The 12,246-nt window shown below is 33.6% G+C and carries 10 protein-coding genes and 1 tRNA gene; 7 read left to right on the forward strand and 4 right to left on the reverse strand.

What is annotated here, in order from left to right; all coding sequences use genetic code 11:
• Nucleotides 1-131: 131 nt before the first annotated feature.
• Complete coding sequence (locus F1Z66_RS00115) at nt 132-1,157, reverse strand: cellulase family glycosylhydrolase (protein ID WP_149861577.1); 1,026 nt, start codon at nt 1,155-1,157, stop codon at nt 132-134.
• A gap of 428 nt (nt 1,158-1,585) precedes the next feature.
• Between F1Z66_RS00115 and F1Z66_RS00120 the strand changes: the two genes are divergently transcribed.
• Both F1Z66_RS00120 and F1Z66_RS00125 read left to right on the forward strand, forming a co-directional pair.
• On the forward strand, nt 1,586-2,350 hold the full coding sequence (locus tag F1Z66_RS00120; RefSeq protein ID WP_149861578.1) for a hypothetical protein: 765 nt from the start codon (nt 1,586-1,588) through the stop codon (nt 2,348-2,350).
• 371 nt (nt 2,351-2,721) lie between these two features.
• The gene (locus F1Z66_RS00125) at nt 2,722-3,267 is read left to right on the forward strand and encodes an isochorismatase family protein (protein WP_255437870.1); all 546 of its coding nucleotides are present in this window, start codon (nt 2,722-2,724) and stop codon (nt 3,265-3,267) included.
• A 165-nt stretch (nt 3,268-3,432) separates the two neighbouring features.
• Here the strand turns inward: F1Z66_RS00125 and F1Z66_RS00130 are convergent, their stop codons facing one another.
• Complete coding sequence (locus tag F1Z66_RS00130; RefSeq protein ID WP_159357300.1) at nt 3,433-4,353, reverse strand: SDR family oxidoreductase; 921 nt, start codon at nt 4,351-4,353, stop codon at nt 3,433-3,435.
• Nucleotides 4,354-4,784: 431 nt separating this feature from the next.
• Nucleotides 4,785-6,761, reverse strand: a complete 1,977-nt coding sequence (locus F1Z66_RS00135) for a hypothetical protein (protein WP_195907430.1) — start codon at nt 6,759-6,761, stop codon at nt 4,785-4,787.
• 249 nt (nt 6,762-7,010) lie between these two features.
• Between F1Z66_RS00135 and F1Z66_RS00140 the strand changes: the two genes are divergently transcribed.
• Nucleotides 7,011-7,802 carry a hypothetical protein gene (locus F1Z66_RS00140; RefSeq protein ID WP_195907431.1) on the forward strand — a complete coding sequence of 264 codons (792 nt, stop codon included), beginning with the start codon at nt 7,011-7,013 and terminating at the stop codon, nt 7,800-7,802.
• A 50-nt stretch (nt 7,803-7,852) separates the two neighbouring features.
• Here the strand turns inward: F1Z66_RS00140 and F1Z66_RS00145 are convergent, their stop codons facing one another.
• Nucleotides 7,853-9,253 (reverse strand): hypothetical protein, encoded by a 1,401-nt coding sequence (locus F1Z66_RS00145; protein ID WP_149861582.1) that lies wholly within the window; start codon nt 9,251-9,253, stop codon nt 7,853-7,855.
• 321 nt (nt 9,254-9,574) lie between these two features.
• Between F1Z66_RS00145 and F1Z66_RS00150 the strand changes: the two genes are divergently transcribed.
• The 4 genes from F1Z66_RS00150 to F1Z66_RS00165 all read left to right on the forward strand — a co-directional run bounded on the left by F1Z66_RS00150 (nt 9,575) and on the right by F1Z66_RS00165 (nt 12,239).
• Nucleotides 9,575-10,237, forward strand: a complete 663-nt coding sequence (locus F1Z66_RS00150) for a PH domain-containing protein (protein WP_149861583.1) — start codon at nt 9,575-9,577, stop codon at nt 10,235-10,237.
• A gap of 228 nt (nt 10,238-10,465) precedes the next feature.
• A tRNA-Ala gene (locus F1Z66_RS00155) sits at nt 10,466-10,538 on the forward strand.
• A 313-nt stretch (nt 10,539-10,851) separates the two neighbouring features.
• Nucleotides 10,852-11,616: a hypothetical protein gene (locus tag F1Z66_RS00160; protein WP_149861584.1), complete on the forward strand. Its 765-nt coding sequence runs from the start codon at nt 10,852-10,854 to the stop codon at nt 11,614-11,616.
• Nucleotides 11,616-12,239, forward strand: coding sequence for a hypothetical protein (locus F1Z66_RS00165; RefSeq protein WP_149861585.1), 624 nt, complete (start codon nt 11,616-11,618; stop codon nt 12,237-12,239). The genes F1Z66_RS00160 and F1Z66_RS00165 overlap by 1 nt, the downstream gene beginning before the upstream one ends.
• Nucleotides 12,240-12,246: the final 7 nt, after the last annotated feature.

The raw sequence follows: 12,246 nt of genomic DNA on the forward strand, positions 1-12,246 counted from the left end.
ATTGATATATTTATATTTTACTTTTATATCGATTAGTTTTTCAAATTATTATATCATTTATCAATATAATTGCAAAAATTCAGCAAAATTTGAAGTATAAAGATAAATTTGAACGGCAGTTAATAATAAACTTAGACTTTAGATTTTGCTTTAACTAAATTATTAAAGTTCTCATTAGGTGCTATTACGCCATCAACGTTTTTTGCTAAATTGAATGCCGGATGATCATTGTCCTTTATGTATGACCATTGCCAAAACATTATTCCATAAGGTATGAACTTTTTGAAAGTTTTTAAATATCGCTCATGTTGACTTGAACTAATTTCTACTCCTTCTCCAGTGCCAGAGTTATACTCGCCAGCCAAAACTGTATTAATTTTCATTAGCTTTAAGACCAATCTAAAATATAACATTACTATGTAGTAGGGAGGATAAGGATGAATATCAAAGATGACCTCATTTCTCACAGGCAATGATGGTTTAATTTTGGCTTGTATCCATGGAAGGTTAAATGCAAGTAAACGACCAGCATAACTGTAACAAAATATCAATGGCTTATCAGTAAGATCAGTAACCTTACTTAGCAAATTGTCATGATATTTTGAAATATTCTTAAAATCGCGATACCTAAATACTTGTGGTTCATTTAAAAGTTCAAATGCAAGGGTGGATTTCTTGTCATTCACCGTCTCTACTACTTTTTGTATAAATTCTAACTGCTTAGTCCATCCATCCTGCCCATCAAATGACTTTATTGTTCTATCCCACCAATTATTCCAAAATTTTTCTACATCTTTCCTAGAAGGATGTTTGTGAGGATCATAATGGAATGAATTGTTTTGGAACAGTGGAGATATAATAGAATTTGGAAAGCCTATTCCGTAACCAAGGAACGAAGAGCATTCCCACTGATGGTTATCGTATATACATGAAATATTGTTCTTATTAGCTTCATTTGATATAAGATTTAATTCTTCAATAAAACCATTCGGATCTTTTTCATAAGATTCCCAGTAAACAGGAATCCTTATTGCATCAATACCATGTTCCAGAAAAATCTTGAATGAATTCTGTATATACTCTTGTGGTGGTAGAGGCTTTGAACGATTTTGATAGTCAGAAACCTTGATTCCATCAAAATTAAGTCCAATTCTCATTGTCTAGTTATCTTTAATCGTGTAGCTATTAACATTTTTGGAGATTTGTATATAGTTTTATCTCACAGTTCTCACATATGAAAATTAAGTTCTCATTAGTAGGGTTCTATAACATGTTCATCACAATGAATTCTTTGACATGATTTATTATATTTGTGCTCAATTTCTATGGATTTGGTATATTACCTAGTAACAGTCTGGGCGCGTGGGGATTAAGTTCCTTGTGGTAGTAGGGTTCTAATACATTGATGCTATCTCTCTAGACATCAGAAAGCGGTGACCCAGTTGACATCAATTCAATATCATATCTTTATATGCATTGGCTCAAATAACAGAACGATAGTACAAAAGCAGTGAAATGAAACTTAGGATTTAATCCGACTCAAGCATTATGAAAAGTTAAATAATGATTTTGAATTGGAAACATCATGGAAAAATCAGTAATAATTGTATTGTTTTTTGTACTTTTGATAGCAATATTACCCACTAACGCCTCGTTTGCATCTAAAGGAAATGAGAGTCTTGTAAATCAAGATATGGCTAGTGCGGATTCTAATATTTCTAGTTTAGCATACGGTTCAAATTCAAGCCCATTCAATATTTCCTATGCTGACTGGACTGAAAAGTGGTGGCAATGGACGTATTCCATCCCTTGGAACAATAACCCATCATATGATGATACTGGAGAGCATTGTGATGAAAATCAACATGGTCCTGTATGGTTTTTGACTCTAGCATATGAGCATCCAGTTGAACGCACTTGTAACATACCTCAAAATACTGCGCTGTTAATTACAACATTAAATTCCGAATGTTCTTTTGCAGAGTTTAAGGAACTGAAAACTGAAGAAGAACTAAGAGAGTGTGCCAAAAATATGCAGGATTTTGTTACTGGAGCAAAAGCTTCCCTAAATAATATCACTATACCCAATATTGATGAGTATCGCATTCAAACAGATTTATTTAACTTCACATTGCCTCAAGATAACATATTGAATTTAACTGCTCAAACAACACAAGCTGTAGCGGATGGAAATTGGCTTTTTCTAAAGCCACTGCCTCCAGGTAAGTACGAGTTGAAGGTAAAAGGAGAAATAGATCCTAAAACATCTTCAAATGAAACAGGTGGTAATGAATACAATGGGCCAATTGGTTGGAATCAAACTACTACATATAACTTAGTGGTAAATTAACAGATTTCTATTTTAAGTTAACCTTGATCCTACATTATGTATGTTCTCTTAACATTGATGCAATGATAATTTTGGATATCCGATAATCGTAACAATCCTCATCCGAAGGGATAAAGGTCTGGGTCGTAGTAGAGTTCGAATGTAAAGGATTTGACGTAATTGAAATTAAGTCCAGTTCATAACATTCTTAGAACATATTTCATTCCCCGCGATATTCACATGGATATTAATTAACGATAAGATTTATTGAAATCAAATATAACCAATAATATCAAAGATTTACACATCGCTAGCATAGAAGAAAGAAAGATATCTAGCACCCAAAGTATTAGTATTGTGAAAAAGACCTGGCTAGATATGCAATTTTAGTATTGGACATGTTAAATGACTTTATTAAAGGTAGTTTAAAATGTGAAAGGGCATTAGAGATTATTCCAAATATTCGCACTTTGTTAGGTATAGCCAGGAATAATCAAATTCCTATTTTTTATTGTGTAGATGAACACCTTCCGACTGATAGCTATGAATTAGATCTATGGGGACCTCATGCAATGAAAGGTACAGTCGGACAACAAATTATTGATGAACTGAAACCACAAAAGTATGACACGGTTATTACAAAAAGAACGTATAGCGCATTTGACAGAACTACTCTGGATAAATCTTTGGTTAGAGTATATGATGGGAAAGGTGTTGACACGATAATAATTACTGGGGTGCATACACACATTTGCGCAAAACATACATCATATGACGCTTTTACAAGGGGGTTGAAAATAATTATAGCAGAGGATGGGACGCAAGCATTTTCAGCAGAGGATCATGTATCAGGTCTTGAATACATCAGAAAAATTTATGGTGCGGATATAAAGACGATAGACAGGATTATCGAACTTCTCGTTTCTAATAAACAATAACCAAATCCGTATTACGAGAGAAGACGAATACAAGTTCCTTATATGGATAAGGACTTAATCATTAAAATTTCAGCTAACTATGTTAAGTGCCAATTTAAAAGATGCCTCGATATTAGAAGTTATAAAAAGTATTTAATTTATTATTATAACTAATAGAGCTCTCATCTATTTTAACAAATCACATTTTAACAAAGCATGAAATTCAGTATCAGTTAATTCTTTCTTAAGCTTCGAGTATTTTTTTGAATCGTTTCCAACTGTTATTCTAAAGATAGGATTAGAAGTGTTTGATTCATCAGATACCATATTGATACTATTGATTATTTCGTTTGCAACAACTCTGGGGTGAGGAGCTTTACTCATTGCATTGAAGTAAAATGTCAAGAATCTTTGTATGGTGTCATTATAGAAAGATAATGAAGTTTCCTTGCTATCCTCATCAAACTGGTTAATCTGACTCCCTTTTTTATCCACTCCATATTTATTTGAAGGCAGAACTAAATCTTGTACAAATTCGGTATTTATTACCCCGGGTTCAATTAATATCATTTTGATTCCAAAAGGTTCTAACTCGTAAGATAATGCTTCACTCATTCCCTCTACTGCAAATTTTGTAGACGAATAAACAGATTGAGAAGGTATTCCCGCCAATCCCGACATAGAACTAACATTAATTATTATTCCACCTCTTTGTTGCCTCATGGTCGGAAGAACATTTTGAATCACTCTCATGACACCAAAAACATTGGTCTCAAATTGCTTTTTAATGTCATCCATTGTAAAGTCTTCCATTGCTCCAAACAAACCATAGCCTGCGTTATTAACTAGGACATCAATTTGACCATATTCATTGACTATTTTCTGAATCGCAGTGATAACTGAATTATCATTGTCCACATCCATTTCAAATACTTTTATTTGAAGGTTTTCTTCTCGAGTGATATTTTCCATTTCAACCGACTTTTTCAAATCTCTCATGGTTGCACAAGTTAGAAAACCATTTCTAGCAAGTGCCAAAGATGTTTCAAGGCCGATACCTGTTGAGCTTCCCGTCACTACGGCTACTTTTTTATGATCGCTAGACATAACATAGAACATGGGATGGAACAGGACTAAAAATTGTTCTATTATCTGTGTAGAGTAAAGTAATTTATTTAAACATCACAACACTATTAAGTTCTCGTTATGCCATAGAATCAAAAATAAATTAGTGGGGTTCTACAACATCCAATTGCATTACGAATTCGTGATTAGGTTATGCAAATTAGTGCTTAATATCGAGTAATTTGGTATGATCATTTAGTTTGGGCGCGTGGGGATGCGATTCAAGATTGAATAGAATCCCAGTATCAAATTAGATATAACAACTAATTTATTAATTCATACTTACAGCTTTGTATAAATTAGAAGAAAAGGTTTGAATCAAGCATATTTTGAAATCATAGAAAGGTTTGAAGAATAATCTTCTAAAAAGGGCATTAGAAAAATCTGATGAGTATAGAAAAAGAGAAAATTAGTTAATCTTCGGTATTCTCTTCACCATTTGATTCGTCGTTACTGCCGCCATCATCTTCACCATTTGATTCTTCAGAGTCAGATCCTTCATCATTATTGTCGTTAGAGTCATCATTTTCATTTTCATTGTTTGGATTTTCTTCGCTGGTGGAACTTTGATCCTCATTTTCACTTGTGGTGTCGCTACTTTCTTCCTCTAGTGGTGGATCTGTCCAGTCATCTATATCGTCATTGTCTCCACTGCTACTTGTACAAGTGTGATCATGACTTGCTTGTTCTGCAGTGCATGGATTACTGTCGTCATTGTTATTTTCATTGTCGTTACTTTCATCATTATTTGTTCGATCATCACCTCTTTGGTCGGTTTCACAGCCTATGCCATCGTTATCTCCATCAAGGTTATTGGGGTCATTACTTCCAACCGCAATATTTGTCTCCCCGATGTCACTGCAGTTTAGATCGTTGGCTCGCGTATCATTATTGTTGTCATTATTATTAGTTTCACAGCCTATGCCATCGTTATCTCCATCAAGGTTATTGGGGTCATTACTTCCAACCGCAATATTTGTCTCCCCGATGTCACTGCAGTTTAGATCGTTGGCTCGCGTATCATTATTGTTGTCATTATTATTAGTTTCACAGCCTATGCCATCGTTATCTCTATCAAAGCCGTTTGGATCATTATTTCCAACCGTCATATTAGATTCTTGGATATCGGTACAGTCTAAGTCACCACCGTTATTGTTTAGATCTTCAGCTTCACAGCCTATGCCATCGTTATCTCCATCAAAGCCGTTTGGATCATTATTTCCTACAAAGAAGTTTCTTTCATCAATGTCCTCACAGTCTAAGTCACCACCGTTATTGTTTAGATCTTCAGCTTCACAGCCTATGCCATCGTTATCTCCATCAAAGCCGTTTGGATCATTATTTCCTACAAAGAAGTTTCTTTCATCAATGTCCTCACAGTCTAAGTCACCACCGTTATTGTTTAGATCTTCAGCTTCACAGCCTATGCCATCGTTATCTCCATCAAAGCCGTTTGGATCATTATTTCCTACAAAGAAGTTTCTTTCATCAATGTCCTCACAGTCTAAGTCACCACCACCGCTACCGTCATTACTTGATCCAGAGTTATTATTGTCATTATCATTATCATTAGATCCTTGATTATTATTTATCAAAGGAAGTGGAGCAGATAATCCACCAGTAATAAATTGTTCAGTTGTAGTTCCACCTCCATTGTTAAATGTAAACTTTGGATTAAAGGGAGGACTCATAGAACTCTGTACTGAGTCTATATTAATTGAATAGAAAGCAGCTTGAGATTTTGTTTTATTATCAATTATAGTAATATCAAATGGCGCCATTTGATTGTTAGGAAGATTAGCTACATTCAGTCCAAAGCTTTGAGTTCCAACTATCCCCAAACTAGAATTATCATAATATGTTGTAGCCAGATTCAAAAGCTGTTCTGGAAATTGTCCTTTGTTTATTATGTTACCTACTATATGAGGATTGCCAACATTATCTACAAATGAGTTACTGCCGTTTAAAACCAAGGTAGATGGTTTTTCAGAAGTAGCAGATTGAGATGTAGTTGAGAACTCCATAAAGTTAAATTTTCCTAATATCAGTTGCGGGTTTTGTATCACTATATCAAAAGGAGATAATTCGCCTGACCTTAAAGTTCCAATTGAAGAGAAGGCAGTAAAATTGCCAACAACACTATCATCACTACTGTTTGTATCATACAGAATAGCTGTTACTGTAATATTGTTTTGAGGCTGAATCGAGGTATTATTTACTTCACCTATGATATGAAAATTGCCAAGGTCATCGGTATAAGTTGAGGTACTTATAAGCTTGATTATAGTGTTATTATTACCAGAAAGTTGAGCTTGGACAGAAGGTATAGTCAAAGAGTCAACTTCCAGATTAGTAAAAGTAGACAAAGACATTGGAGGCAGAGACATCATCAAAATTACAATGATTGAAAATAATTGTGTCACTTTAGAAGCTGTACGCAATGTCCTGATTTAGGTTCGGTGAAATTATAAATCTTTTCATAGCAATGACATTAATAAAAAAATCTGTCATGAAGATCGTTTGTAAATTCTTATATATTCTAATCCTAAATTACTAGATATTTGAAAAACCGATTTCCTGTATATGGTCTAATCATATTTCTTTTGTCATTTCTTTTGTTTTTATTCCTTAACACCTCATTGGAGTCTTATGGTACAATATCTTTAAGATCCTCAATAAGTACTACAACCAACAATAATCTCAATAACAGTAGCAGTAGCGGCAATAATTCACCATTGCCGCTAAATAACATCTCTAATTTAAGTACACAAAGCCTTCCAAACCAAGATACACAATCAGATTTTGATGTACAACAAGGATTGCCGCTTTCCAGGACAATTGGAATTTATGATCTACCTAAAAATATAGTATTAACAGATGATAATGGAAAGAATAATAAAATTCCAATTAGGGCATTTTTCTCAGAAGGTCTAATTACTCAATTAGAAAAGCCAAGTGTAAATAAGCAGGTAAAATTCAAACTTGATGACTGGAATCAAAACATGATTTTTAGTTTGCAAGATTTTAGTGGTCTAAATATAGTAAATATTAAGAACATTCTTGTAGGTCAGATCAAGTCCTATGATTCTGTCGAGGACGCTTTAGAGGATGCTACTTATTGGAAAAATATCCCTCTCAATGAAGAGATAATGCTACGATTTGAGAATAAAGGGCTAAACTTTATCATTTTAGAAGTTACTTTTCAAAATGGAATTTCTGGAATTTACCATGCAATATTTAACCTTGATGCTTACGGAAGTGAATCTGATGCTGACGATCTTTTAGATTATAGAATGGATAAGGAGAACGCTAACTACAACATTATTGATGATTCAAAACCAAAAATCGAAGTTAACAATCCATTTTGGCAAATAAGTCAGATAATAGTTTGCGAAGACCTAAAATATAATGGATTTAGGGTATGTGGTTGATAACGCCACACAATATCAAATCCTTGTATTGGCAAACTGTTAATCCCTAACTAATCGTCATTGTCGTTATCATCACCATTGTCATCATCGTCATCTTCATTATCGTCATTATTGTTTTCATTATTTTCATCGTCCTCATCATCTCCATTACTATCATCAATTATAGAAATAGTACCTAGATCTTCATTGCCAGATGGATTTTGAGCACCTTCCTCGCAAATTTTGAACCCATATAAAGACAAATGAGAACATATCAATGCAGATGATTTCTGATAAAATACAGGAGTGTTTAAGATATCTTCTATATCCATTGAATTAATTACATTATAGTTTGCCCCATTATCTTGCTCTCGTTCAAATTCAGAATCAGAGGCTGATTTAGTTCTCTGATCTGATTCAACATCTACTACCGACGAATATATTCCACTAGTGCCATTTGAAAACTGAACGGATGCGACCAAGTAGTGCAGCCCTGCGTTATCAAGCTGCAGCACTACTTCATCGTTAAGAGGAATATCTTTCCAATATTGAGAACTTTCTAATATATCTGACAAAGAATCATAGGTCTTTATTTGACCCATAATCAAATCATTTACTTTCACAATTCCAATATTTGGTCTTTCAACAAAGTGAAAGGTTAAAACAGGATTGTAACCGAATATACTTCCTTCGGGGACTCCCGATGTTTTTGTTTCGGTAGTAATCCCACTACCGTCAGTTACAAATCGTAGTGGAAGACGCGCGTTATTATCAGTATTATCAGTTACAATCAAGTTATCAGGAAGTATATTCTCAATAGGCTGAGTAGCACTACCTAAACCAGGAAAACTTGAATTTCCTCCTATGACAGATGTTTGAGTTTGATCTGTGGTTAAAGTAGAAGATATTGGATTTAGCTCATTTTTAGGCAGGTTAACGATTTCATAAGAAGCAATCATCTTCTGAGCGATAGGTATGTATTCAGAAAACCATTGAGGGTCTGCAACATAGTTTATACGATATACAGCTCCATCACTAATAGTAAAAATCCTCATCACATCTGAAATGCGGTTTAACAAATCCATTTCTTCTGAAAAGATAATCTTTGCAGGCTTTCCAGCCAAGGTTCCATCAGTAATGTTATTGATCTGAAATTCTGTATTAAGGGTAGAAAGTCTGTTTAAATATTTATTTGTAAAATCATTAAGATTTAGATTTGAAGATGAGATATTCTCTACTGCCAAGATTACATGAGCAGGTTGGTATATATTTATCAAAGTAGATGATTTCTTTTCTCTTATCTCAGGTGCGGAAAAAGTGACAATTGCATTTTGGTCAACGCTTTCTACATTTTTCCAATTATATGGATATTGGATTTTAATACCATAGTCAGTATTCTCATATGAAATAAGATTTGTACTTAGACTCTCCGTCGGTTGCGCTGATCCTACATCTATATTACAATAACTCAATAGGAAAATAAGAGAAAGAGGAATACAGAAAAGTATTAACAATGCTTTTGAACTGCGATATCTCAAATGTAACAACAGTTGGTTTAGTGGACATTTATTTTTAAATCTTTATGTAATTGTCAAAATTGGTCAAAAAACGGTCGATGTCTTTAACATATTTTATTGTACTGATTACTGGATGGTATAAAGGAATAAGATCCAATAAAAACCATGACTAGATATTTTGTACACCATACATATAGTAAATTTCAAATTAATGTCAATGCATTTCCATAATGATTGTCCTTTCATGATATCGATCCGGAAGTGAAGAAATTATTAATGGACCAGGAAGACATACTATTGACAGCAAAACAAGCAAAAGGTGTACCGGGAGGATCCATAAGCACTCCTAATTCCATCTACGTTACTAACACACGTGTAATTTTTAAGAATCCAAAACTATTTGGATTGAAAGCAGATATCATTGACGTAAATTATCGAGATATTTCAAATGTACGTCTAAAACGCGGAATGTTCTCTACAGAAATTTATCTTAATACTAGAAATCGAGCAGAGGAAATAAGTCTTCCTGCTGTCGATAAACAAATTGCACAAGAGGTAATCAACTTAATTCAAAAAGGGATACAAGGCGAGCTTCCAAATCAGAGTCGTACCGAACGAAAGCGTCCAACACCCAATTCTCAGAATAACGTAAATTCTAGTAAAGAAAATGAGGAGGAGGATTTGTATACAAGATTGGGGAAATTAGCGGATTTAAAAATGAAAGGAGCCTTAAGTGAGGATGAATTTCGGTTATTAAAAAGCGACATTTTGAGGAAAATGTCTAATTCACAATTAAGACCTCCTGCAGATAATTATGAAAAAAATCTGAATGAAAACCCAGTTATTGAAGCAAACAGCAAGGTTTGTTCTAACCCCAAATGCAAATCCATCAATCCTGTTACTTCTCTGTATTGTAAATTTTGTGGTACAAAGTTATGACCCTATGGATATTGAAATTAAACTTTCCCAGTAATGTTATTTAATACAGTAACACTAAGTTTGGGCGCGTGGGGATACGATTCAAGGTTGAACAGTACCTATCATCGAATCAATACTTATATTGAGATTATTTAGTCTCCTTGAAAGAGTAAATGTCTCAAAACTTGAAACATACGAATATAAATAATAATTACATATTGGAATCTGGGTGTAAATACCCATTTACTATCCTCAGGTAGTTAAGTTAGGCATAACACCCCCCTTGCAAAGGGGAAGACGAGGGTTCAAATCCCTCCCTGATATAACAAGTTAAAATATTTTATTCTCTGATGAACACAAGTATTTTGGTTGCTATACCAAGTTCTATGACCAGATTTAGTTCAATTTTTTATTCTCGATTTGTTTTGGACTAATTTACATCCATGATGCAAGTATATAGAATTAGAGTCAAATATGGCAGAATTCCACAATGAACTATAAGCCTCTTGTAGATGGGGAGTTAGACTGATTTTTAGATAGGTTGGATAAATTATCTCATTACTAGTTGCACACATGGGATACAATTCGATCTTAATTCAAAAGGTTAAATATACGAAACATGATGAATTAATGAATTGTCTTCTAAAGACTCCTCAATATCATTTAAAATAGATAAACCATCACTTTCTGATTTTGTATTGAAGACAAGTCATTCTCCCGTTTTTCCAATTTTTCATTTAAGAATAGTACCAGTCGAAGAAGCAGGCGATTCTGAGTTAGAATTAAAAGTCAATAAGAAGATTTTTAATTTACTTAAAGATCTTTTTTTTATTGACAAATTCACACTTTATTTACCATTAAATGAAGGCTCCCTTGGGATATGGCAACCGGATATGGCAATTGGATTAGAAATTCTTACTAGATTAGGAATATTAAGGAACATCAATGAATGGATAAGCGACTCTCGAATTGCTCTGGTGAATATATTAGACAATCAAAAAGTAGAATCTAAATTAAGTAATGATACTGCATTTAAGAACTCTGAAGAAATTTTGAATGCTATGAGTATATTACCAGACATATCGTCAAATAAGTTACTATCAATAGTTGTAAAAGACGTTATATCTGCAAAACATCTCGATCCTCAAACAATAATTTATAGGTTGGCTATGGCTATATATCATACAAGGAATGCGACAGGTGAATCAATCTCAAAAATGATTGACAACCCTCTGGATTTGTATCTTAGACTATTAGAAAGTGATTACTATACAAAGAATTCTGAACCGTTTAAACAAATTGATAAACTTCCAGTCGATCTTAGGGGATTAGTCACGAAGGTAATAGCAGTATTTGCAATAGCCGCGTATTTCTATCATAAGGAAATCAGGGAATTGTAATGGATGCACGAAATACTGATAACGATCAATTCATGAACGTATGGCGTTCAAAGCATTATGTTGGAACCAACTCAGGTATGATAACAACCACTTCAAATTATAATAATATGGAAAATTCACAAAATAGTAAGAGGGAGTTCATAGCGTTCTCAACTAACAATACTCAAGTACCAAATTCAATAGGTATTTCTACTACGCAAGAGTGGAGAATTGTTCCTTCTTTGATGGGATTAACAGAGGCTGTTTTTATGCTCAATGATATTGCACAAGCACAGTACAGAGAGTTGCACAGCATTCGAGGACTATTAGAATCATTATTGCAAAAAGACAAGGATAATTTAAGCAACAATTCTAATGTTCTAGAGGAAATCGAGTCCAAAATTATTGAACTGTTTAAACAAATTGATTGTCTACAAAGTGTACTAGTCGAAAATAGGGATGGCCTATTATTAACTACGTTTTTACATACAGATGAAGATCGAGTAAGAATTTCTGATAAGATTATCGATAAATTAATTGAATTGGAGGACAATTTTCCAAATATTAATTTTGAACCAAGTATATTGCATGTAAATGATAAGTCATTCGATAAATTTTCGGGAAAAAGAATAACTTTCCGGTGAAAGCATT

Origin of the sequence: Candidatus Nitrosocosmicus agrestis (assembly GCF_008389435.1) — an archaeon.
GTDB lineage: Archaea > Thermoproteota > Nitrososphaeria > Nitrososphaerales > Nitrososphaeraceae > Nitrosocosmicus > Nitrosocosmicus agrestis.

Excerpts from the sequence above, each read along its gene's own strand:
- F1Z66_RS00130 (WP_159357300.1), bottom strand. The coding sequence starts at position 4,353 with ATGTCTAGCGATCATAAAAAAGTAGCCGTAGTGACGGGAAGCTCAACA.
- F1Z66_RS00120 (WP_149861578.1), top strand. The coding sequence starts at position 1,586 with ATGGAAAAATCAGTAATAATTGTATTGTTTTTTGTACTTTTGATAGCA.
- F1Z66_RS00115 (WP_149861577.1), bottom strand. The coding sequence starts at position 1,157 with ATGAGAATTGGACTTAATTTTGATGGAATCAAGGTTTCTGACTATCAA.
- F1Z66_RS00165 (WP_149861585.1), top strand. The coding sequence starts at position 11,616 with ATGGATGCACGAAATACTGATAACGATCAATTCATGAACGTATGGCGT.
- F1Z66_RS00135 (WP_195907430.1), bottom strand. The coding sequence starts at position 6,761 with ATGATGTCTCTGCCTCCAATGTCTTTGTCTACTTTTACTAATCTGGAA.
- F1Z66_RS00150 (WP_149861583.1), top strand. The coding sequence starts at position 9,575 with ATGGACCAGGAAGACATACTATTGACAGCAAAACAAGCAAAAGGTGTA.